Here is a 22,142-nt window from a genome sequence, read left to right as displayed (position 1 = left end):
TGAACGACGGGCGGATGTCACCCTGCGCGGTAGCGCGCCCACCGGTGGTGCAGCTTCCCAGCCTTCAGATCCGCGATCCGGCGATGTGCCTCGCGCCGCACGCCGGCGTCGCGGTCGGCCGTGGGCAGCACGCTCGTGGCCAGTTTCAGTTCCCGCAGGCCACGCAGCACGTCGAACCCTTCCCACGAGGTGACGTCGAAGCCGTAACGCTCGGCGAGTGCGGCCTGCCCCGACGGGGGATCACCGAACCGCTCGCGCCCCACGGCCACCGGCACCAGGTCCCACTCCGGCGGCCCCACGCACGCCGAGTCGAAGTCGCACAACACGGGCCCTTCGGGGCCGACGATGACGTTGCCGACGTGCGCATCGCCGTGGACGAGCGTTCTGGCCAGCGGAAACTCCAGCTCCGCCGCCTTCGTTTCGAGTTCGTCGCACCGATCGAGCAGGAACTCACGATCGGTGGCGGTCAGCTCAGCCGACCCGGCGTTCACCCGCGACCGCACGTCGGACAGCGGCTCCCACACGTCCGCGCCTCCGTCCGGCGGCCCGGCCTCGTGCAGCGCGTGCAACAGATCCGCCAGCTCACCGGGAGTCGCACGCCTGCCCGTTTCCGGAACCCGCTCCCACACGGTCGCCAGGTGCTGGCCCACCCGCACCGGCTGGTCGACCCCGGTCGCGAGTCTCACCGCGGGCACGCCGCGTCGTTGCAGGTGACGAGCGAGGCGGACGACCTTCGGAGCCCGATACCGCAGCGCGGGGGTGCCGACGATGCGCACGACCAGCGGCCGGTCGGCCAGCGCGTACACCGCGTTGTTCGTGAACCGCAGCAGCGTCGCGCCGCGGGGATCTGCTCCCAGCCGTGCGCACACGGCTTCCAGGACGTTGTCGAGGGGGCCGCCTACTAGGCGAAGAATGTGTTCATCCGTTCGACGAAGTCCCTGGCATCCGGGTTGTTCGACCGGCGCGCGGCCTCCTTCTTCAGCGGCTGCATGCGCTGCTCGACGCGGGCGGACTTGAGACCCTCCGCCGAGTCGAGCGCCTTACCGCCGGTGCGCACGCCCACGTCGATGTCGCCGTCGATCATGTGGTTCGTGGCGAGCATGCCCAGGTTGAACACCTTGCTGCGGGCCATGTCGTCGTTGTAGGCGTCGATGGCCCTGCTCAGCGCAGGGATGGCGTACTTGGTGTGCGTCGGGTCGGCCGCCTGGGCCAGCTCGGTGTGCACGGTGCCGACCATCGCGTGCACGTCGGTCTCGGTGAAGAACTTGACCCACGACTCGGCGTTGGCCAGGTCGGCACGCGCGAACTCGTCCCGCGTCCTGCCCAGGAGTTTCACCGCCTGGTCGGAGTTGCCCATCATCGCGTAGGCCCACGCCTCGTTGGCACACAGCACGGCGACCGCCAGCTCCGAGCCCGACTCCTGCGCCGCGATCTGCCCCAGCTGGAACAGCTTCAGCGCGTCGTTCGGCGCTTCCTGGTGCAGATACACCCGTCCCATGCGGTACAGGATGTTCGCGACCAGCGGATGGTTGTCACCCTGTTTCGCCAGGTTGAGCGCATTCGCGAAGTGACCACGGGCCGAATCGATCAGCCCGGTGTCGAACGACGTCCAGCCGGCGAGGCTGTGCAGGTCGGCCAGCGCGACGAACAGTCGCGATCTGACCCCGTCGGTGGTGCTGGCCTGCATCATCTGCTGTCCCCAGGACAGCTGTGCCACGACGGCGTCGCGGCAGAAGCCGCCGCCGTACTGGTAATCGAGCGCACGCAAAGCCCTGGTGGCGGCTTCGACCTGCCGGACATCGGTGACTCCGATGCGCCCCGGCGCGGGTGTCCTTGCGGGGCTCGCCGCCCAGGCCTCCGCCGACGATCCGAAGACCGCGGCGCCCATCGTGACCTGGGCCGCGTGCGCGAGGAACTTCCGCCGTTTCACGGACTCGTCCTCCTCAGCCTGCTGCTCGCCGGAGGTTCCGGCGACCTGAATCTCGGTGGCCTCGTCGTATGCGAGACCCATGTATCCACGGGGAATACCCAGGCCGGCGGCGATCCTGGCGAGCACGTCGTAGGCCATGACCTGACGGCCTTTCAGGATCTCCGAGACCTCGGACTGTGACTGGCCGGTCATCGCAGCGATCTGGCGTTGCGACACACCGTGTTTGCGCAGTTGGCGGTAGACCTCACTGACGTTTCGCACGGAGAGCGCGTCGCGCATCTCGTCGCCTTCCCAGACCTCCGGGTTCAGGCGGCTGGGCGCGAGCTCGGACGAATCCTCGTTCGCGCCTCCCGAGATGCGGGCGATCGCCGTGTTGTCGGTGGTGTCCATGCGCCCCTCCACAGTCCTTCCGGGCGTCGTCAGCAGCGTAGGCACTTCACATTGAACCGCGCGAAACCCGATTTGTGACCCCTGATCGGCTCTGCCGAACTTCGTCGACCGCTTAACGGCCAGCCGTAGCCGGTCGCCGCTATCCGACCCACCGAGGCTTCTATCGGCGTTTCATTCATCGCAATCTAGTTCTCGGGATCCACGTGACCACCCGAACACGGTCCGCGATCACCCGGGAGATCCATCCGGACTCCCGAAACCTGCAGACTCACGCAACTCACGGACTCCCGGAACTTCCGGGCCGCCGGAAACAGCGGAAGCGCTGCGCCGCGATGCGGCGGAGCACTGCAGGAACCACAACCGAACACCGGCCGGATCCGGCGACGCGCAGCAAGCGTCCGGACCGGCCGTACGGACCCTCCGCACCCGGGGTCCGTACGGATGGTCCGGGCAGGCGGGTGCAGCGCAGCCGGCGAGCCGACGGACTGCCACCGACGAGACGGAACGGAGACGACGTGGAGATCGCACCCGATGCCACCTCGCGTGGCACGTCGTCCCTGCCCACGGTGTCGGTGATCGGCGCGTCCCACGCTGCCGTGCCCGACACCGCACGGTCGGGCACCGCACCGTCGGCACCCGCACCGTCGGGCTCAGCGCTCCCGCCTGCCGCCGATCCGGCCGCTACCGCCGGCTCCCCTGCCGGGGCCTCGGTCCCGGTCGCCCGGCAACACTTCTCCCCGGTCCCCACAGCCGACAGCCGCGACGGGGCGGCCCGCCGTGAAGAGAACGGTCAGGTCGTCTGGCGCGTGCAGTGCGGCGATCTCATTGGCCGCGAACGCTGCATGACGGTGTACGTGGACGACGACGAAATCGTGCTGGTCGGGCCGCCCGGTGAAGCGGCGCGGCTGACCCGCACCCAGCTCGGCCGGCTCTCGGCCGCGCTCGGCGAAGCCGCCGGACTGGCGGAAAGGTGACGGTGACTTCTGTGGACAAGATCCTCGGTCAGGTGCTCCGCAACGCGGTGTGGGAACGCCTCGACATGTTGTCCGACCTCGCGGACCGGGCCGACGAACCGTCGTTGGTGTCGGTCGCGCGTTCGGAGCTTCCCCGGCTGACCGACGGCTGGCGCGTGATGCTCCGCTCCCACGAGCCCGACGACGGTGGCCACTGCCCCACCTGTTCGACCCGCTGGCGCCGGGTGAAGGCCCCGTGCACCGTGTGGCAGGTGGCGCACGAGCATCTCGTGGCCGGTGGCTTGGCTCCCGAACAGCCGAGCAAGCGGAAGCTACGGCGCAAGGGCGCGCCCGCCCACGCGTCGGCGCACTCGCCGTCGGCCGCCTCCCCGCGGCGCTCCGAGGAGCCCGCCGCGATCCCCGAGCAAACGGGTCGGCACGCGTTGGTCACACCGACGCCGGCCCGGCATGCCGTCGCCGGACCCCCGACCCGGTAGCGGCATGCGAACAGGCGACGGGCTACTGCCCGTCCCGGCCGGCGGCCGGCTCGTTCGTACCCCCGAGCGATGCGGGCCGGCCGCCGGCTTCCAACACGACAGTCAACCTGATTAATCGGAAAACCAGTCTTTCGTTTCCTGGCGGAGACGGTAATCCACGGTTAGGTTGGTGGCCGTGACAGCGCGTCAACAACTTCACATGAAGACCCCGCGGTCTCGACGTTCTCTTCACCCGAATGGTCGAATCCCCCGCCGCGGTAGTAGCCCGCAGTAGATCCCCGCCTACGCAAGGGCCCCGATCCCCGCGGGCCGGTGTCGAAGATTCCCCTCCCCCGACCGACACCGGCCCGCGGTCCCAACAGATCCACCCGCGAGAGCGCCGACGGCGGCGAGAGCGGCGCCGCCACAGGTCCCCACCACCGTCGACGTGACTGTGGCGCTTACTCGGCACCACGCCGACTCGGCGCCACCCGCCCCCCACACGCCGACTCGTGACCGCGTCGATTCAGCCCGCCTCGGCAATCCGCTCCTTCACACAGTGATCACTCGACGGTGGACGGATCACCCGCGCGTTAGAGTTCCCCACGCAGAGTGAGGGAGCGTCACGTGACCGAGAGCCGTACCGACTTGCCGCCGCTACGTCGCAAGCCCGTTCAGGAACGGAGCGCCAAACGGGTCGAGCGCATGCTCGACGCCGCGGCCGAACTGCTCGCAGAAGAGGGCTACGACGCGCTCACGACGACGCTCGTCGCCAAACGCTCGGGCGTGGCCGTCGGGTCGCTGTACCAGTTCTTCCCCGACAAGCGCGCGATCGTGCAGGCACTCACCCACCGGAACCTCGAACGGTTCCTCAGCGCCGTCGGTGAACGGTTCCAGGGCGTCGACCACCAGAGCTGGTGGGAGATCGTCGACTCCCTGCTCGACATCTACCTCCAGATGCACCGGGACGTGCCCGGCTTCTCGCGGGTGCACTTCGGCGACGCCGTCGACGTCCAACTGCTGGACACCGAACGCACCAACAACGGCGTCATCACCGACGCGCTCGCCGACCTCGTCGCCAACCACGTCGACGTCCCGCGCGACGAGGTGGGCCTGCCGATATCCATCGCGGTCGAGGCGGCCGACTCGCTGCTGAAGTTCGCGTTCCGCACCGACCCGGATGGCGACCCCCAGGTCGTCGCCGAAACCAAAGCCCTCATCAAGACGTACCTGGCGAGCCGTTTCGGCGACTGACCCCTTGCACAACTGCAAGCCTGCTGCGCCCCCAAGGGCACCTTGGTTGCATTGAGCGCCACCAAGGTGCCCTTGGGGGCGCCACGGAAGGCCGCCGGTGTTGCAGACGTGCGACGTTCGTCAGCCGAAGGATTTCTCCTCGCCGCGGTAGGTGGGCACGGTGCGCTCGATCCTCGACCCGCGGACCAGGTGGTACTCCGGGAAACGTTCGGCGAGCTCACCCGCCTTGGCGTGGCGGAACCACACCCGATCTCCCAGTCTCAGCCGCCGTGCGGCCGCACCCTTAACGGGTGTCTGCACCTCGCCGGCCCCCTCGGCCGCGAGCAGCGCCAGCCCGGCCGGCGCCACGGGCGTCGGCAGCCGCGACGGTTTCGCAGGCCCGGACGCGATGTACCCGCCCGCGAACACCGTCGCGAGGTCCCGCGACGGCCTGCGCACCACGGGCAACGCGAACACCGCGGCGGGCTCGGGTGTGAACCGCGTGTAGGAGTCGAACAGTCCCGGCCCGAGCAGGCCGGAGCCCGCGGCGATCTCCGTGACCGACGGGTCGGCAACGGTGGATTCGATGCTTCCGGTGCCGCCGCCGTTGACGAACTCCAGGTCCGCCACCCGGCGCACGGCCGCGACCGTTTCCCCGCGGCGCTGTGCGAGCTCGGCCGCCGAACGCCGCTGCACCCACCGCACGAGGCGCGCCGAGGGGCCGCGACCGCCGTCGGGCACACCCGCGATCTGTCCCTCGTAGGCCATCATGCCGACCAGGCGGAACCCGCGGCGATCGGCGATCCGCGACGCCAGGACCTGGGCGGACCGCGGGCGGAACACCGGCGACCGGCGCGTGCCGATGTGCAGCCGCGGGGCGGGCCGCCACGACGCGTCGAGTTCGAGTGCGACCCGGATATCCGGGTGGGCAGCGCCGAGCGCGGCATCGACCGCGTCGAGGTGATCGGTCGAGTCGACCATGATCGTGATGGCCGTTCGCGCGGCGTCGTCGGAGGCGAGGGCACGCAACGCCGCGTGGTCGACGGTCGGGTAGGCCACGACGAGATCGTCACTCACCCCGCACCGGTGCAACCACAGCGCCTCCGGCAGCGAATAGCACAGCACACCCGCGTAGCCGGGCATGGCGAGTGCGTGTTCGAGCAGCGACCTGCAGCGCACGGACTTACTGGCGACGCGGATCGGCACGTCACGGGCGCGGCGAGTGAGGTCACGCGCGTTGACGTCGAACGCTTCAAGATCAACGACCGCCAATGGTGGGTCGAGATCCTGGGTCGCGGCGTCGTACGCTGCGGCGTTCACGGTGGTCACGGCGACTACCGTACGTCAGAGGACCTTGAAACGCGAAATGTATTCACATATTCTTTCGACCTCTCACGCAGGCAGGTGATCACGTGACGACGTGGACGAACTGGGCCGGCACCGCCACGGCGAGTCCGCAACGGCTGCACCACCCGCGGAATCTCGACGAGATCACCGCCGCCGTCCGGCAGGCCGCCGACGCGGGGATGCGGGTGCGCCCGCTCGGCAGTGGTCATTCGTTCACGGGAGTCGCCGCCACCGATTCCGCCGCGCTCGACCTCACCGAATGGGCGGGCGTGCTGGACGCCGACCGCGAGACCGGACTGGTCACGGTGCGGTCCGGCACCACACTGCGCCGGCTGAACACCGAGCTCGCACGCGTGGGGCTGGCGATGAGCAACCTCGGCGACATCGATGCGCAAACGATTGCGGGGGCGGTTTCGACGGGCACCCACGGGACCGGCGCCCGCTTCGGCGGTCTGGCGACGCAGATCCGAGCCCTCGAACTCGTACTGGCCGACGGCTCGGTCGTCACCTGTTCCGAAACCGAACGCCCCGAGCTGTTCGCCGCGGCCCGCGTCGGCCTCGGCGCGCTGGGCGTGATCACCACCGTGACGCTGCAGTGCGAACCGGCGTTCGTGCTCGACGCCCACGAAGGACCGGAACCGTTCGACGCCGTCCTCGAGGCGTTCGACGAGCATGCCGACGCCAACGACCACTTCGAGTTCTACTGGTTCCCCTACGGCCGCAATGCGCTGGTCAAACGCAACAACCGCGTGCCAGGTCCTGCCGAACCGCTGTCGAAACTGCGCGAGTTCGTCGACTACACGCTCACCGAGAACGCGGCGTTCGCCGCGCTGTGCCGGCTCGGCAGGGCCGTCCCCGCGCTGGTGCCGACGTTGGGCAGGTTGTCCTCGTCGGCGTTGTCGACACGCGCCTACCGCGATGTGTCGCACCGGGTGTTCGCGACGCAACGGTCGGTGCGGTTCGTCGAGTCCGAGTGGGCGGTGCCGCGGGAGGCAGTGGGCGACGTGCTGCGCGAACTGCGTGCGCTCGTGCCGAAACTGGAGACCCCGGTGGCGTTTCCCGCCGAGGTGCGGGTCGCGGCGGCCGACGACGTGTGGCTGTCGACCGCCTACGGCCGCGACACCGCCTACGTGGCGATCCACCAGTACGTCGGCATGCCGTATCGCGAGTACTTCCTGGCGTTCGCCGCGATCGCGGGCGCCGTCGGCGGACGGCCGCACTGGGGCAAGCTGCACGACCTCGACGCGGCGACCCTGCGCGAGCGCTACCCGCGGTTCGACGACTTCCTGCACGTGGCAGGCGACGTCGAACCGGGAGGCGTGTTCCGCAACGGCTACCTCGACCGGGTCCTCGGGCCGGTCACAACCGGCTGACGGCCTCCGGGATCGGCGTGTTGCCCGCAGCCAGTTCGAGCGTGCGGCCGAACGCCACGTCGTCGCTGAGCAGGACGGTGAGCACCGCTGCCACGTCGTCCCGCGGAATGTCACCGCGGGGCGTGCTGTCGCCGAGCTGCACCATGCCGGTCGCCGGGTCGTCGGTGAGCCTCCCCGGCCGCAGCACGGTCCAGTCCAGGTCGCGGCGGCGCAGGTCTGCTTCGGCGGCCGCCTTCGCACGCAGGTACACGGCGAAGACCTCGCCGAGGACGTCCTCGTCGATCGGGCCGTCCGTTCCCATGGCGCTGACCTGGACGAACCGGCGGACACCTGCGCGCTCTGCGGCGTCCGCGAACAGGACGGCCGCGCCCCGGTCGACGGTTTCCTTGCGCGGGACGCCGCTGCCGGGGCCCGCGCCCGCGGCGAACACCGCCGCGTCGGCACCGTCGAGCACGGCCGCCACCTCGTCGACCGTGGCGGTCTCCAGGTCCAGCACCGCGGGTTCGGCGCTCACGGCCCGCAGGTCGGCGGCATGATCCGGGTTGCGGATGATGCCAACGGCCTCGTCACCGCTGGCGGCGAGCCGCTGCTCAAGGTGACGGGCGATCTTTCCGTGTCCACCGGCGATGACAATGCGCATGCTCGAATCCTAGGCAGCGGCGCGAAGCGCCACAGGTTGGGCGGTGGTGGGAGACGGGTGGGCCCTAGGCAGCGGCGCGAAGCGCCACAGGTTGGGCGGCGGTGGGAGACGGGTGGGCCGTAGATGGCTTACGCGCGCTGGGCCGTCTCCTCCGACGACGCGGCTCCGGCGTCCTCCAGCGCGATGAGCTGCTCGTAGACGACCTCGTTGACCCAGCGCCACACGGCGTCGCGGCCGAGGAGAACCCGGTCGCTGTGGCTCTCGACGTCGAGCGTCACGTGCGCCTCGTCGTCGGCCGAGACGACGGCCACGCCGTACGTGCGGGCCCGCGGGAGGCAGTTGTCGACGTAGTCGTGGGTGAGCGTCATCGACTGGGGCAGCACCATGGCCGCTTCGCCGTAGCGGGAGAACGGCACGGTCGCGGCGAGTCCGGTGCGCCAGTGCCGCGCCACCGCGAGCACGCCGACGATATCGGCGGCGGGCGGCGGGGCGGTGTCGGCCAACTCGGGCCACGTCCACGTCGACACCTGTGCGCGGTCGGTGACGGGCTCGTTGCCGAGGGCGATCCGCTCGGCATGCGCCTCGGGGCGCAGCTTCGCCACGACGTAGACGCGCCTGCCGAACATCGTCAGCGGCGGCAGCACCGCGCCGTGCCAGCCGAGGCTCGCGGCGGCGTCGGCGGCGAGCGCGTCGACGTTCTCCGGCAGTTCGACGGGCGGGACCACCCGGCTCGGCACCGAACGCGTTCCGTTCGTGCCGTTCGTGATCGCGGTTTGTCCGGGTGTCGCCGCCACGGATCTGCCTCCCGTACTCGTTCGAAGTCCGCTCCGGTGAGCGGCTCCTCGTTGGATGGCTCTCTACTCCGAACACCGCCCGCCGGATTGCCCGCGAGCTCGTGGTGTTCACCAGCCCCTGCGCCGGTGCAGCCCCTCGGTCGCCGTCCCGTCGTCGTACCCGGCGGGTCCGCGCCGCGAAGCGCTGCCGATTCAGATTGCAACCGAAACACCACCGGCGTCTGCGCCCTGGCGGGGTAGCTGCGATCGACGGCACTCAGCGGTCGGTGATCGGTCGGTGGGCGGTGAAAGAAATTCGGCCCGGCGGTGCTGCCGTATGGGTGACGTACGACTGAACGGGGGATCTGCCGGGCATTCCGCACCGGGCGGTGACGTTCACCGCAGCCATGGGCTGCGGCGGGCGGTTATCGTCTCCGATGGCCGGGAGCCGAGCGGTCCACACCATCGAGCGGTCCACACCATCGAACGAGGTGGTCCGCGCCCGTGCTGAACTGGATGGACTCCAGATCAGCACATTCGGCGTCCGGATTCAATAGGAGGGACACAGGCGGCAACGAACGTGCGACGGAACCGAGCGCGCAAACCCGCCATCGGCCACCATCCCGACAGTCCCTCCTGCGACACTCCCCCATCCCGACAGCGACTAGGAGGTCCGCGCGTGGCACCGCGCCGTTCCGTTCTCTACATGCCCGGTGCGAACGAGCGGGCGCTCGAGAAGGCGAAGACCCTGCCCGCGGACGGGCTGATCCTCGATTTGGAGGACGCCGTCTCCCCCGACGCGAAGGAATCCGCACGGGAGCGCGTGTGCGCCGCGGCCGCGTCGGACGACTACGGGTCTCGTGAGGTGGCGATCCGCATCAACGGCATCGACACCGAGTGGCACGACGCGGACCTGCGCGCCGCCGCCCAGGCGGGCCCCGCCGCCGTCGTCGTTCCGAAGGTGAACTCCGCCCGCGACGTGATGACGATCGAGCGGGCGCTGGAACTCAACGGGGCACCCGAGCACACGACGATCTGGGCGATGCTCGAAACGCCCGTCGCGATGCTCCACGCCGAAGAGATCGCCACCGCGAGCGACCGGCTGTCGGTGCTGGTCATGGGCACCAACGACCTGGCGAAGGAACTGCACGCCGAACCCGCGGCGGGCCGCGCACCGCTCGTCGCCGGGCTGTCACTGTCGCTGCTGGCGGCGCGCGCCGCGGGCAAGGAGATCCTCGACGGGGTCTACAACGACGTGCAGGACCTCGCCGGTTTCGAGGCCGAAGCCACGCAGGCGCGGGAGTTCGGCTTCGACGGCAAGACCCTCATCCACCCGGGGCAGATCGAACCGTGCAACCGCGTGTTCGCCCCGTCCGACGAGGCGATCGCACACGCCCGCAAGGTCATCGACGCCTTCGAAGCCGCGCGCGCGAACGGCGACGCCGTCGTGACCGTCGGCGGACGGATGGTGGAGAACCTGCACGTCGCCGAGGCGCAGCGCATCCTCGACCTGTCGGAGGCCATCGCGGCGAAGTGACCGTGTTGCAGGTTCCGGGGCCCGTGTTGCGGATTCCGGGGATGACCGCGCCCGCCCGCCGAAACGCCACCCTCAGCTGAGTGAGACGGGTTCTGCGGGGGGTCGACACGTCCGCTGCGCCGACTCCCGCCGGTGTCGCACTGCGCGGGAGAAAGTCCGTTGCCCCACCCGCCCACTCTGCCTAGGTTGACGCGTCGTGATCACACGGGGAGTGCGTGGCGGGGGCAGGCAGCGGATTCGGCTCGGAGGCGAGTTCGCGCGTCTGTGGACGGCGTCGGCGCTGACCAACATCGCCGACGGCGTCGCGCTCGCGGCGGGTCCGCTGCTCGTCTCGTCGCTGACCGACGATCCGGTGCTGATCGGCAGTGCGGTGTTCGTGCAGCAGCTGCCGTGGTTGCTGTTCTCGCTGATCAGCGGCGCCTACGTGGACCGGCTGGACCGCCGCAGGCTGCTCATCGCCGTCAACCTGGTGCGCGGCGGGGTGGTGGCCGGGCTGACGGCGACGATCGCCACGGGAACCGTCTCGGTGCCGATCGTCTATGCGGCGTTCTTCCTGATCGGCACGTCGGAGACGCTCGCGGACAACGCGTCGAACGCCGTGCTGCCCACCGTCGTGAGCACCGAGGCACTGCCGAAGGCCAACGCCCGGCTCGTCGCCGTCCAGATGGGGGTCAACCAGTTCGTCGGGCCACCGCTGGGCGCGTCGCTGTTCGCACTGGCTGCGACGATCCCGTTCGGGCTCAACGCCGCCGCGTTCGCACTGGCCGCAGTCGTGTTGGGAACCCTGCCACGGCGTGCGGGCGCGGCGACGCGGGCTCGGCGACGTCCCCTGTGGACGGACATCCGCGAGGGCGCGCAGTGGATGTGGGGGAACCGGGTGTTGCGGATGATCAGCGTGACGCTGTGCGGTATGAACCTCACGCTGTTCGCGACGCTCGCGATCTTCGTCGTGTATGTGCGGGAACGCCTGGGGCTCGGCGAGGTCGGGTACGGCGTGCTGCTGGCGACCATGGCGGTCGGCGGGATCGCAGGCGCCGGGCTGGTGAGCCCGTTGCGCGCGCGGCTGGCCGATTCGGTGCTGCTGCGCACCGGCCTGATACTGGAGACGCTGACGCACGTCTCGCTCGCGCTGGTGACCGAACCGTGGATGGCGGCCGTGACACTGGTGATCTTCGGCATGCACAACGGCGTGTGGGATGTCGTCTCGGTGTCGTGGCGGCAGCGGATCGTTCCCGATGACCTGCGCGGACGCGCCAACAGCGTGCACATGCTGTTCGGCGTCGGCGGTGCCGCACTCGGCAGTCTCGCGGGCGGCCCGATCGTGAAGGCGTTCGGTGTCACCGCGCCGTTCTGGACGGCCGCGACGCTGATGGCGGTGCTGTCGTTGCTCGCCTGGCGCGCGTTCGGCCGGCACCTCGTCGACGACGCCGCGTCCGCGAAACAGCACGCGTAGCCGGGAGGCGCACGCGGGTACAGCAACCCGAATGCAGAACACGCACGTCCGAATGCAGGACACGCGGACCTGGTGCGCGAGCCCGAGGAATCCGGGAACGGGTACAGACGTTGCACCCGACGTGCCGCTACCGCCGTTGTCCGTGCTCGACCGCGCCTCCGTCCGCCACGGCCAGGATCCGGCCACCGCGCTTCGCGACACGGTGGCATTCGCCGGCGAGGTCGAACGGCTCGGCTACCGGCGGTTCTGGGTCGCCGAGCATCACGGCGTGCCGGGTATCGCGGGTGCGGCGCCGACGGTGCTGGCCGCCGCGGTCGGCGCCGCGACGTCGACGATCCGCATCGGCACGGGCGGGGTGATGCTCCCCAACCATCGGCCGCTGGTCGTGGCGGAACAGTTCGGCACACTCGCGTCGCTGCATCCCGGGAGGGTCGACATGGGACTCGGCCGTTCCGTCGGATTCACCGCTGCCGTGCGGACCGCGCTGGGTGCGGACAAGACCGCTGCCGACCGGTTCGGCGACGACGTCCGCGAACTGCTCGGCTACTTCGACGGCGATCACCGGGTACGCGGCCTTCCCGCCGACGGGCTGCGGCCGCCGCCGCTGTTCGTGCTGGCCACGGGCTCGGGCGCCGAGGTCGCCGCGGAACTGGGTGCGGCGCTCGTCATCGCACCCCTCGGCGACTTCGACCGGCTCGCCGACCGCATCCGGCACTACCGCGAGAGGTTCCGGGCTTCGCCGCAGTGGCCCGAACCGCACATCGTCGTGTCGACCACGGTCGCCGTCGCCGACACCCGCGAACGGGCGCGCGAGCTGCTCCTTCCGGAGGCGTGGGCGATGGTCCGCTCGCGGATCGACGGCGCCTTCCCGCCGTTGTTGTCGCCCGAACGCGTGCCCGTGCCCGGCGAACGTGAACGGCGCTACCTCGACGACGCGCTGCGCGGCCAGATCCACGGCACCGAATCCGACGTCGCCCGCGATCTCACCGAGCTGGTCGACCACACCGGCGCGGACGAACTGCTCGTCACGATGAGCACGCACGACCGCGCCGACATGCTCGACTCGTACACGCGCCTGGCAGGGCTGAGCTGAACGGCGCTACACGATGTTGGCGCCCGCGTCGACCGGCAGCGTCGCGCCGGTGATGTAGCGCGCCTCGTCGCTCGACAGGAACAGCACCGCGTTGCTGATGTCCTTCGACTCGACCCACGGCACGTCGAGTGCGTTCAGCGACGTGAATCCGGGAATGGCCTTCTCCTGTGACGGTTCCGGATCACCGGGTGCGAACATCGAGTAGACACCGGGGTTCTGGATCATCGTCGTGTCCACGTTGGTCGGGTGGACGGTGTTGACGCGGACGGCATGCGGGGCGAGCTCGTTCGCCATCGTGCGCATCAGGCCGACGATGCCGTGTTTCGCCGACACGTAGTGGCCCACGTGCTGGATGCCCTTGAACCCGCCGATCGAACTCGTGAACACGATCGACCCGCCGCGACCGGCTTCGATCATCGAGGGCACCGCCACCTTCGCCGTGTGCCACACACCGGTCAGGTTGACGTCGACCATCTCCTGCCACTGCTGCGCGCTGAGTTCCCACGACTTCGTGAACGCCGTGGCGATGCCCGCGTTCGCCACGACCGTGTCGATGCGGCCCAGTTCCGCGAGCCCGTGGTCGAAGGCCTTCTGCAACGCGCCGAGGTCACGCACGTCGGCCTTCTCCGTCACGATCTTCCTGCCGAGATCGCCGACGAGTTTCGCCGTGCCGGCCAGATCCTCCTCGGTCGCCAGCGAGTAGCACGGTGTCACCGTTTCGATGTCCTCACAGATGTCGACCGCGATGATGTCCGCGCCCTCCTCCGCGAGCCGCACCGCGTGGCTCCTGCCCTGCCCACGGGCCGCGCCGGTGATGAACGCGACCTTGCCTGCCATCCGACCCGTCATCGTCTCCTCCTCGAGACCTGCGTCACACGGTCGACCGAGTCTCGTCCGCATCGCTAATCCATGTCAAGGATTAGCAGGAATCGACTGCGCTCCGACCTTGAGATCCGACCCGCTCCGACCCGCTCCGACCCTGGTCGCCGAGGCGGGTCTCCGAGGTCGGATTGCCGGCCTCATCCGCCTCGCAGAGGCTGCGAGGGGTGGTGGTCCGGCGGCGGGCTGGCGCAACACCGTCCCCGGATCCACAACACGGGCCCCGGCATCCACAACACGGGCCCAGGAGTCCGCAACACGGTCCCCGGGATGCGCAACACGGGCCCAGTAGGCACCGGCGCGCCGGCAGCGTGTTCGACGCGGGGCGTCAGCGCGGGGGCGTCAGAGGGTTTCGAAGGCGGCGGCCGCGCGCAGGGTGCCGACGTCGTCGAAGCGGCGGCCCGCGAGCTGCAGCCCGATGGGCAGTCCGTCCGGACCACGTCCGCAGTCGACGGACACCGCGGGCTGACCGGACATGTTGTACGGCAGCGTGAACGCGATGTGTTCGAACGCGCGCGCCGGATCTCCCGTGGGTGAGGGTGTGTCGAACGCGTTCGGCGACACCTGGCACGTCGGCGAGAGCACGATGTCGTACGGCTCCGTGGCCCGCAGGGTCGCGACCGCGATCGCGTCCATCTGGGCGAAGCCGTGATAGACGTCCACAGCGGACAGTCCTTCGGCCGCGCGTGCCCATTCTACGAGATACGGCAGCACGGCGCCGGTGTCGAGATTCCGCAGGTCGGCGAGCAGGCGGGTGCGCCAGAACCGGTCGAGCCCGTCGAGCATCTCCCGCGTCAGCCATGGTTCGACGACGTCGACGCTCGCGCCGGCGGCCTCGAACCGGCGGGCCGCGGCTGCGACTGCGTCACGCACCGCGGGTTCCACAGGCAGTCCCACACCCGGGTCGAGCTGGAGTCCGATCCGCAGCGACGACGGATCGGCGGGCGGGCACGACCAGTCCGGTTCGGACGGCGGCAGGGAGAGGTGGTCGCGCGCGTCCGGCCGCGACAGCACGCGCATGAACAGCGCGGCGTCGGCGGCCGTCCGCGTCATCGGCCCGGCCGCCCTGCCCGGGAACGGAGGATCGACCGGCACCCGGCCGAAACTCGGCTTGAACCCGACGATTCCGCACCACGCCGCGGGCAGGCGGATCGACCCGCCGATGTCGGTTCCGATGTGCAGGGGCCCGTACCCGGCTGCCGCGGCAGCTCCCGCACCGGCGCTCGATCCGCCGGACGTGCGCGTGAGATCCCACGGGTTGCGCGTCGGCTCGTGGAAGCTCGACAGCCCCGAGGTGAGCATTCCGAAGTCGGGCATCGTGGTCTTCGACAGGAGCACGCCGCCCGATTCGCGGACCCGCGCGGCCGCCGGCGCGTCGACGGGCGCGGGGGCCAGGCTCGTCGCCGCCGTACCCATGGGCTTCGGCGTTCCGCGGGTCGCGATGTTCTCCTTGATCGTCAGCGGGATGCCGTCGATCGGCCCCAGCGGGGTTCCCGCGCGCCACCGCTGCTGCGATGCGGCCGCCGACTCCCGCGCCGCGTCGGGGTCGAAGGCGTACAGCGCGTGCAGCTGCGGTTCCCGCTCGTCGATCCGGGCCAGCACCGCTTCGGTGACCTCGACCGGACTCAGCTCGCCCGCGCGATACGCGGCGATCAGTTCCGTCGCGGTCTTCTCCGGAAGTCCGGTCATCGGCTCACTCCTTTTCGGACGGTCAACGCTCTGGTGGCTCGGGCCGGGCCGAACCCCGCAACGCACCGTGCAGCGTCGGGGCCGCGGCGATCAGCTCGCGGGTGTAGTCGTGGCGGGGCGCGTCGTACACCTCGTCGACCGGTCCGTGCTCGACGATCTCTCCCCTGCGCATCACGACGACCTCCTCGCACATCTTCCTCACCACGCCCAGATCGTGCGAGACGAACACCAGCGTCAGCGCGTACTCGTCGACGAGCCGGGTGAGCAGCTCCAGAATCTGCTTGCGTACCAGCACGTCGAGCGCGCTCACGGCCTCGTCGGCGATCAGCACCTCGGGGCGCGGGGCGAGCGCGCGGGCGATCGAGATGCGCTGGCGCTGCCCACCCGAGAACCGGTGCGGATACTGCGCGCCCGCATCGGCGGGCAGGCCGACGGCGTCGAGCAGTTCCGCCACCCGCCCGTCGCGGTCACGGGTGCGGCCGAGTGGTTCGCTGATGATGTCGCGCACGCGCATGCGCGGATCGAGCGATCCCATGGGGTCCTGGAACACGATCTGCAGTCGTCGTCGCAGGAAGCCGAGTTCGGACTCGCGGCGATCGTCGATCCGCTGCCCTTCGAACGTCACCGTGCCCGCGGTCGGCCGGTCGAGCGCGGCGAGGAGTCTGACGAGAGTGGACTTTCCGGAACCGGACTCGCCGACGATGCCGAAACGCCGGCCGCGCGGCACGTCGAGCGATACGCCGCGCAGCGCGTGTACGCCACCGCGGTAGGTCCGTTCGAGATCGCGTACCGAGACGATCGGCCCGTCGCCGGCGTCGACGTCCGGGGCGGGGCTGTCTGCTGTGGACGTCACAGTGCGGCCTCCAGGAGTCGTCGGGTGTAGTCGTGCCCCGGCTCCGACAGCACCGTCGCGACGGGGCCCTCCTCGACGATCCGCCCGTCGCAGCACACGAGCACGCGTTCGCACACCGACGCGATGACGGCCAGGTCGTGCGTGATGAACAACAGCGCGCTGCCGCGGTCTCGCACGCCTTCGGCGACGAGGTCGAGCACCTGCGCCTGCACCGTCACGTCGAGCGCCGTGGTGGGTTCGTCGCAGATCAGCAGTGCGGGGTCGTTGGCGAGCGCGATGGTGAGCAGCACGCGCTGCCGTTGCCCGCCGGACAGTTCGTGGGGATAGGCACGCGCCGTCCGCTCGGGCAGGCCGACACGGTCGAGCAGTTCGCGGGCACGGTCGGTGGCCCTGCGCCGGGAGGTGCCGTGGATCGTGAGCGCCTCGGCGACCTGCCTGCCGATGCGCATCGCCGGGTTGAGCGCGGTCATCGGTTCCTGGAACACCATGCCGATGTCCTTGCCTCGCAGCCGCGACAGCTCACGTTCCGAGCCGCCGAGCAGCTGCTGTCCCCGCAGCGTCACCGACCCGGACGCCGACAGGCCGTCCGGCAGCAGCCCCATGATCGCCGACGCGGTGAGCGACTTTCCCGAGCCGGACGCACCGATCAGCCCGACCCGTTCGCCGGGGGCGATGCGGAACGACACGTCGTCGACCAGCGCCGTCTCGCCGTGTGTGATGCTCAGCCCGTCGACGCTCAGCAACGCGGCCGCTCCCGTGCCCCCAGGGGCACTTTGGTTGCACTCAACGCCACCAAGGTGCCCTTGGGGGCGGGCGCGTTCGCTCATCGGCGGGCCTCCAGGCGTGGGTCGAACCGGTCGCGCAGGCCGTCGCCGAGCAGGTTGAAGCCCAGCACCACGGCCGCGATCGCCAGGCCGGGAACGAGCGCCAGCCGCGCGTCGACGGCCAGCAGTTCCTGCGATTCCTGCAACATGCGCCCCCACGACGGCGTCGGCGGGGCGGTGCCGAACCCGAGGAACGACAACGCGGCCTCGGCGAGTACCGCCATCGCGAACGACACCGATGCCTGCACCACGACCATGCCCGAGATGTTCGGCAACACGTGCCGCCACGCGATCCACCACCGTGAACGCCCGCCCGCACGCGCGGCGAGCGTGTACTCCCGCGAGAGCACCTGCAGCGTGCCCGCCCGCGCGACACGTGCGAACGCCGGCACCGTCGCCACACCGATCGCGATCATCGCCGTCAGCGTGCTCGCCCCGTAGACCGCCGCGAGCATGATCGCCAGCAGCAGGGCGGGGAACGCCAGCACCAGGTCGCTGGTGCGCATGACCAGTTCCCCGAGCCACCGGGGCCCCATCGCGGCCAGCACTCCCAGCGGAACCCCGACCGCCGCGGCCAGTCCGACGGCGATGATCCCGACGTACAGCGTCGTCTGCGCGCCGACCATGAGCTGGCTGAAGACGTCGCGGCCGAACTTGTCGGTGCCGAGCAGGTGCTCCGGCGTCGGCCCGAGCAGCCGCACGCTCGCGTCGACGGCCTGCGGGTCGAGCGGCGTCCACAGCAGCGAGACGAGCGCCGTCACCACGACCAGTCCGACGAGCGCTGCGCCGACGACGAGGTTTCCGCGCATCACGACCTCCGCAACCGCGGGTCGAGGACCGTGTACAGCACGTCGACCAGGAAGTTCACCAGCAGCACGCCCACCACTAGCACCAGCACGATGCCCTGCACCGCCAGCAGATCCCGCGCCGCGACGGAGTCGAGCAACATGCTGCCCAGCCCCGGCAGCACGAACACCCGCTCGATCACCACGGCCCCGACGAGCAACGTCGCCAGCTGCACCCCCAGTACCGTCACGACCGGCACCGCCGCGTTGCGCAATCCGTGCCGCACCAGCGCCGGATACGGCCGCAATCCCTTCGCCCGTGCGGTACGCAGGAAGTCCTCGCGCTGCACGTCGAGCACCGCGGAGCGCACGTACCGCGTCAGCACCGCCCCCTGCACCAGGCCCAGCGACACCGCGGGCAGGATCAGCCCGCGCAGCCACGCGCCCGCGTCGTAGGCGGGCGGGGTCCACCCGCCCGACGGCAGCCAGCCGAGCTGCACCGCGAACACCTGCACCAGGATGATGGCCGCGAGGAACGCGGGCACCGCCACGCCGACCTGCGACGCCGCCGACACGACCACGCCGCTCGGCCTGCGGTGCCGCACCGCGGCGACGATCCCCGTCGGCACGGCGATCAGCAGCGCGACCAGCATTCCCGCGCCGACCAGCCACAGCGTCACGCCCAGTCGGTCGAGCAGCTGCGGCCCGATCGCCTCCTTCGTGACGTACGACGTGCCGAAATCGCCGGTCAGCACACCGCCCACCCAGTCGAGGTACTGCGCGACCAGTGGCCGGTCGAGGCCGAACTCCTGCCTCGTCCGCTCGACCAGCTCCGGTGTCGCGTTCACCCCGAGCGCGACCTGCGCAGGGTCACCCGGCAGCACGGCCATGAACGCGAACACCACGACCGACGCGACCGCCACACTCACCACGAGGATCCCGAACCTGCGAGCGATCGCCACCGCCGGGCTCCCGCCGCCCGCGACGCGTTCGGCCGCCGTCATGACGTCCCCTGCCGTCGCAGCCCCGTGAGGTCGAACGACTCGCTCACCTGATTGGCGTGCAACCCGCGGACCTCCTTCTTCGCGACGACGATGTTCGGGAAGAGGAACAGCCAGTTGGCGGCGGCGGCGTCGGACAACGTCCTGGCGACCTTGCGCATGTCGGCGATGTACTCCCGTGGCGGCGCGGTGTCGGCCTCGGTGAGCAGGCGCTGCACCCGGTCGCTGTCGTAGCCCCAGTAGAACCCGGGGTCACCGAACGTCGTGATGTCCTGCGGTTCGACGTGCTGCACGATCGACATGTCGTAGTCGGCGTCGGTGAACACCTGCTGCAGCCACACCGCGGGGAAGTCGAGCGGTTCGATGTCGACCGTCACGCCGACCTTCTTCAGGTGCGAGGCGATGACCTGCGCCGACGACACGGCGTACGGCAGGTTGGCGACGCGCAGGTCCAGCCGCAACGACTCGTGTCCCGCCTCGCGCAGCAACCTGCGGGCCCGGTCCGGGTCGTACGGGTATGCACCGGAGAGGTCCTCGAACCACGGATCGGTGGGCGGGACCATGCTGCCGATCAGCTTCCCGCGACCGCCCCACGCGGCTTCGAGCAGTGCCTTCCGGTCGATGGCGTACGTCAGCGCCTTGCGGACGCGCACGTCGTCGAGCGGTGCGCGGCGGTTGTTGTAGGCGAGTACGACCTCGCCGTTCGTCGTGCCCTGCAGCACCCGGAACCGGTTGTCCGCCTCGAACTGCGGCACCGAATCGGGCGCGGTCACCCCGGAGATCACGTCGATGCCGCCGGAGAGCAGCGCGTTGTTCAGCGCGGTCGCGTCGGCGTAGTACTTGAGGACGACCGTGCGGTACCCGGGCCGGGGCCGCGGGTTCTCCGGGGTGCTGTACTCGGCATTGCGGGTGAGCACGACCGAGTCGCCGCGGCGCCTGCTCGCCACGTCGTACGGCCCGGTTCCGACGGGGTCGTTCGCGAGGTCGGCCACCCCGGCCGGGTCGAACATCGCACCGATGCGGGTGGTCATGGCGCGCAGCCACGAGTTGCTGGGCCTGCGCAGCACCACGCGCGCGTGGTGGTCGCCGACGACCTCGACACGTTCGACGACGTCCATGCCCGATTTGAGCGAGATCGTCCAGTCCTGCTGCACCCGTTCGATGGAGAATTTCACATCCGATGCGGTGAACGGTTCGCCGTTGCTGAACGTCGCCTCGCGCAGGTGGAAGTCGTAGACCGTGCGGTCGTCGCTGACGTCCCACGATTCGGCGAGCCCGGCCGTGATCTCGCCGTCGGAGTCGACCTTCACCAGCGTCTCGTAGACGTTGTAGAGCAGCGCCTGCGGGATCGCGGCGCCGTCGGTGGTGGTGAAGTCGAAGTTCTGCGGCTCGGCGGTGAGGCCCACGGCAAGCGTCGAAGGGCCCGCACCCACCATCGCCGTCGAACCGGCGGTGCAACCGGCCAGCGCGAGCGGCGCGGCCAACACCGTGGCCGACACCAACGCCGAGAGCGCCGACCGCCGTGTCGCCATCCGTCACCGCCTCCCGGCCACCTCGGAGCTCCCGATCAGCAGGCGACCTTGACACCACGCCGATCGGCGGTCAAGCAGCTCAGCCGCCGAGCCCGGCCGACACATCGCCCCACAGGTCGTCGGGGTCTTCGAGGCCCACGCTCAGCCGCAGCAGACCGTCGGGGACATGCGCGTCGCCCGGCAGGTGAGCGCGTCGTTCGATGGTGCTCTCGACCCCGCCGAGACTGGTGGCGTTGTGGATGAGCTTCAGGTTCGCGCAGAGGCGTTCGGCCGCGTCGCCGTCGGCGAGGTCGAACGACACCATCGCACCCGTTCCCGGGTACCGCACCCGCGCGACGGCCGGATGCGCGGCGAGCCGTTCGGCCAGCAGCGACGCGGTCTTCGACGCCTCGGCCAGCCGCACCCCGAGTGTGCGCAGCCCGCGCAGTGCCAGCCACGCCTCGAACGTGCCGGGTGTGGCGCCCGTGCGCGTGCGCGCGTCGCGCAGCGATGTCGACAAGTCGTCACGGGCCGTCACTGCCACGCCGAGGAGCAGATCGCTGTGCCCGCCGATGAACTTGGTGACGCTGTGCACCACCACGTCGGCGCCCTTTCCGAGGGGCTGCTGCCCGAGCGGGGTGGCGAACGTGTTGTCGACCACCGTCAACGGTGCGCGGTCGCTCGATCTCGCGGCCGTGAGGATCGCGTCGAGGTCCATGACGTCGAGCGTCGGGTTGGTCGGCGATTCGAGCCACAGCACGTCGGCCTCTGCTGCCGCCGCGATCCAGGCGTCGGTGTCGGTGGGCTCGAGGCGGCGGACGGTCAGTTTGCCCTGCTGCTGGGCGTGGTCCAGCGCGCCGCGGGTGCCTGCGTAGCTGTAGACGGGCACGGCGATCGTCGCCCCGGCCGGAAGCAGGTCGAGCACGGCGGTGACGGTGGCCATGCCGGAGGCGTACGCCGTCGCGGTGCCGCCTTCGAGGGCGCCGACGGCCTCTTCGAAGGCCGCCCACGTGGGGGTGCCGACCTCGCGGGAGTAGTCGAGGCCGAGCGCACTGGCCGGGACGAGCGGGACGTTGGCGGGATTGCCGTCACCGGCGTCGGGGCGGCCGGCGAGGATGGCGCGGGTGCGCGCGGACCACGATTCGTTCACGCGCCCAACCGTAGCCGGGCCCACCATGCGCGTCCCGCCGACGAGATCAACGCGATGCCGCGTATCGCCGACTTCCCGACCAGCCGCGAGCGCCGTCGCCCGCCGCTGACCACCAACGCCAACTCCGGAACCCGCAACACCAGCCCCGGAACCCGCAACACCAGCCCCGGAACCCGCAACACGCACCCCTGAATGCACAACACGGCGTCCCGAATGCAGGACACACGGTCCCGAATGCAGGACACGCGGTGC

21 protein-coding genes are annotated in these 22,142 nt (G+C 70.5%); 8 read left to right on the top strand and 13 right to left on the bottom strand.

Annotated features, from left to right (window positions below):
- Positions 1-17 precede the first annotated feature (17 nt).
- Both LY12_RS16205 and LY12_RS16200 read right to left on the bottom strand, forming a co-directional pair.
- Positions 18-869 (bottom strand): phosphotransferase, encoded by an 852-nt coding sequence (locus LY12_RS16205; RefSeq protein ID WP_253857631.1) that lies wholly within the window; start codon positions 867-869, stop codon positions 18-20.
- A gap of 32 nt (positions 870-901) precedes the next feature.
- On the bottom strand, positions 902-2,320 hold the full coding sequence (locus LY12_RS16200) for an NsdA family TPR-like regulatory protein (protein ID WP_372493538.1): 1,419 nt from the start codon (positions 2,318-2,320) through the stop codon (positions 902-904).
- 515 nt (positions 2,321-2,835) lie between these two features.
- On the opposite strand from LY12_RS16200, the gene LY12_RS16195 reads away from it, so the two are divergent.
- The 3 genes from LY12_RS16195 (at position 2,836) to LY12_RS16185 (ending at position 5,003) form a co-directional block, all read left to right on the top strand.
- Positions 2,836-3,294 (top strand): hypothetical protein, encoded by a 459-nt coding sequence (locus LY12_RS16195; RefSeq protein ID WP_372493537.1) that lies wholly within the window; start codon positions 2,836-2,838, stop codon positions 3,292-3,294.
- Positions 3,295-3,305: 11 nt separating this feature from the next.
- Positions 3,306-3,770, top strand: coding sequence for a hypothetical protein (locus tag LY12_RS16190; protein ID WP_253858856.1), 465 nt, complete (start codon positions 3,306-3,308; stop codon positions 3,768-3,770).
- A gap of 591 nt (positions 3,771-4,361) precedes the next feature.
- Positions 4,362-5,003 (top strand): TetR/AcrR family transcriptional regulator, encoded by a 642-nt coding sequence (locus LY12_RS16185; RefSeq protein ID WP_372493536.1) that lies wholly within the window; start codon positions 4,362-4,364, stop codon positions 5,001-5,003.
- Positions 5,004-5,123: 120 nt separating this feature from the next.
- On the opposite strand, the gene LY12_RS16180 is transcribed toward LY12_RS16185, so the two are convergent.
- The gene (locus LY12_RS16180; RefSeq protein WP_253857627.1) at positions 5,124-6,311 is read right to left on the bottom strand and encodes an alanine racemase; all 1,188 of its coding nucleotides are present in this window, start codon (positions 6,309-6,311) and stop codon (positions 5,124-5,126) included.
- An 83-nt stretch (positions 6,312-6,394) separates the two neighbouring features.
- Here LY12_RS16180 and LY12_RS16175 point away from each other — a divergent pair, with 83 nt between their 5' ends.
- Positions 6,395-7,702, top strand: a complete 1,308-nt coding sequence (locus tag LY12_RS16175; RefSeq protein WP_253857626.1) for a D-arabinono-1,4-lactone oxidase — start codon at positions 6,395-6,397, stop codon at positions 7,700-7,702.
- On the opposite strand, the gene LY12_RS16170 is transcribed toward LY12_RS16175, so the two are convergent.
- Together LY12_RS16170 and LY12_RS16165 are read right to left on the bottom strand one after the other, a co-directional pair.
- Positions 7,689-8,342, bottom strand: coding sequence for an SDR family oxidoreductase (locus LY12_RS16170; protein WP_253857625.1), 654 nt, complete (start codon positions 8,340-8,342; stop codon positions 7,689-7,691). The two genes, LY12_RS16175 and LY12_RS16170, sit on opposite strands and share 14 nt — an antisense overlap.
- 128 nt (positions 8,343-8,470) lie before the next feature.
- Positions 8,471-9,136, bottom strand: coding sequence for a hypothetical protein (locus LY12_RS16165; protein WP_253857624.1), 666 nt, complete (start codon positions 9,134-9,136; stop codon positions 8,471-8,473).
- Between the two features lie 658 nt (positions 9,137-9,794).
- On the opposite strand from LY12_RS16165, the gene LY12_RS16160 reads away from it, so the two are divergent.
- The 3 genes from LY12_RS16160 to LY12_RS16150 all read left to right on the top strand — a co-directional run bounded on the left by LY12_RS16160 (position 9,795) and on the right by LY12_RS16150 (position 13,198).
- Positions 9,795-10,652, top strand: coding sequence for an HpcH/HpaI aldolase/citrate lyase family protein (locus tag LY12_RS16160; protein WP_308292132.1), 858 nt, complete (start codon positions 9,795-9,797; stop codon positions 10,650-10,652).
- Between the two features lie 196 nt (positions 10,653-10,848).
- Entirely contained in the window at positions 10,849-12,105 is a 1,257-nt protein-coding gene (locus LY12_RS16155; RefSeq protein WP_253857623.1) for an MFS transporter, read from the top strand.
- Positions 12,106-12,226: 121 nt separating this feature from the next.
- Positions 12,227-13,198: an LLM class flavin-dependent oxidoreductase gene (locus LY12_RS16150; protein ID WP_253857622.1), complete on the top strand. Its 972-nt coding sequence runs from the start codon at positions 12,227-12,229 to the stop codon at positions 13,196-13,198.
- Positions 13,199-13,204: 6 nt separating this feature from the next.
- Here the strand turns inward: LY12_RS16150 and LY12_RS16145 are convergent, their stop codons facing one another.
- The 8 genes from LY12_RS16145 to LY12_RS16110 all read right to left on the bottom strand — a co-directional run bounded on the left by LY12_RS16145 (position 13,205) and on the right by LY12_RS16110 (position 21,890).
- Positions 13,205-14,047: a mycofactocin-coupled SDR family oxidoreductase gene (locus tag LY12_RS16145; RefSeq protein WP_253857621.1), complete on the bottom strand. Its 843-nt coding sequence runs from the start codon at positions 14,045-14,047 to the stop codon at positions 13,205-13,207.
- A 372-nt stretch (positions 14,048-14,419) separates the two neighbouring features.
- A complete protein-coding gene (locus LY12_RS16140) occupies positions 14,420-15,766 on the bottom strand; it encodes an amidase (RefSeq protein ID WP_253857619.1) in 1,347 nt (448 codons plus the stop codon).
- A gap of 22 nt (positions 15,767-15,788) precedes the next feature.
- A complete protein-coding gene (locus LY12_RS16135) occupies positions 15,789-16,565 on the bottom strand; it encodes an ABC transporter ATP-binding protein (protein ID WP_253858854.1) in 777 nt (258 codons plus the stop codon).
- Between the two features lie 50 nt (positions 16,566-16,615).
- Complete coding sequence (locus LY12_RS16130) at positions 16,616-17,362, bottom strand: ATP-binding cassette domain-containing protein (RefSeq protein ID WP_253857617.1); 747 nt, start codon at positions 17,360-17,362, stop codon at positions 16,616-16,618.
- 80 nt (positions 17,363-17,442) lie between these two features.
- Positions 17,443-18,252 (bottom strand): ABC transporter permease, encoded by an 810-nt coding sequence (locus LY12_RS16125; RefSeq protein WP_253857615.1) that lies wholly within the window; start codon positions 18,250-18,252, stop codon positions 17,443-17,445.
- A complete protein-coding gene (locus tag LY12_RS16120) occupies positions 18,252-19,232 on the bottom strand; it encodes an ABC transporter permease (protein ID WP_253857613.1) in 981 nt (326 codons plus the stop codon). Before LY12_RS16120 ends, LY12_RS16125 begins: the two co-directional genes overlap by 1 nt.
- Complete coding sequence (locus LY12_RS16115) at positions 19,229-20,761, bottom strand: ABC transporter substrate-binding protein (protein ID WP_253857611.1); 1,533 nt, start codon at positions 20,759-20,761, stop codon at positions 19,229-19,231. Before LY12_RS16115 ends, LY12_RS16120 begins: the two co-directional genes overlap by 4 nt.
- A gap of 79 nt (positions 20,762-20,840) precedes the next feature.
- The gene (locus tag LY12_RS16110) at positions 20,841-21,890 is read right to left on the bottom strand and encodes a trans-sulfuration enzyme family protein (protein WP_372493533.1); all 1,050 of its coding nucleotides are present in this window, start codon (positions 21,888-21,890) and stop codon (positions 20,841-20,843) included.
- A gap of 54 nt (positions 21,891-21,944) precedes the next feature.
- Here LY12_RS16110 and LY12_RS16105 point away from each other — a divergent pair, with 54 nt between their 5' ends.
- A complete protein-coding gene (locus LY12_RS16105) occupies positions 21,945-22,082 on the top strand; it encodes a hypothetical protein (protein ID WP_253857608.1) in 138 nt (45 codons plus the stop codon).
- Positions 22,083-22,142: the final 60 nt, after the last annotated feature.

This window comes from Prauserella alba (assembly GCF_024171735.1).
GTDB lineage: Bacteria > Actinomycetota > Actinomycetes > Mycobacteriales > Pseudonocardiaceae > Prauserella > Prauserella alba.
The sequence above is the reverse complement of the archived record's forward strand: the minus strand, read 5'-3'. Positions and strand labels throughout refer to the sequence as shown.

Excerpts from the sequence above, each read along its gene's own strand:
- LY12_RS16200 (WP_372493538.1), bottom strand. The coding sequence starts at position 2,320 with ATGGACACCACCGACAACACGGCGATCGCCCGCATCTCGGGAGGCGCG.
- LY12_RS16170 (WP_253857625.1), bottom strand. The coding sequence starts at position 8,342 with ATGCGCATTGTCATCGCCGGTGGACACGGAAAGATCGCCCGTCACCTT.
- LY12_RS16145 (WP_253857621.1), bottom strand. The coding sequence starts at position 14,047 with ATGACGGGTCGGATGGCAGGCAAGGTCGCGTTCATCACCGGCGCGGCC.
- LY12_RS16140 (WP_253857619.1), bottom strand. The coding sequence starts at position 15,766 with ATGACCGGACTTCCGGAGAAGACCGCGACGGAACTGATCGCCGCGTAT.
- LY12_RS16125 (WP_253857615.1), bottom strand. The coding sequence starts at position 18,252 with ATGCGCGGAAACCTCGTCGTCGGCGCAGCGCTCGTCGGACTGGTCGTG.
- LY12_RS16120 (WP_253857613.1), bottom strand. The coding sequence starts at position 19,232 with ATGACGGCGGCCGAACGCGTCGCGGGCGGCGGGAGCCCGGCGGTGGCG.
- LY12_RS16115 (WP_253857611.1), bottom strand. The coding sequence starts at position 20,761 with ATGGCGACACGGCGGTCGGCGCTCTCGGCGTTGGTGTCGGCCACGGTG.
- LY12_RS16105 (WP_253857608.1), top strand. The coding sequence starts at position 21,945 with ATGCCGCGTATCGCCGACTTCCCGACCAGCCGCGAGCGCCGTCGCCCG.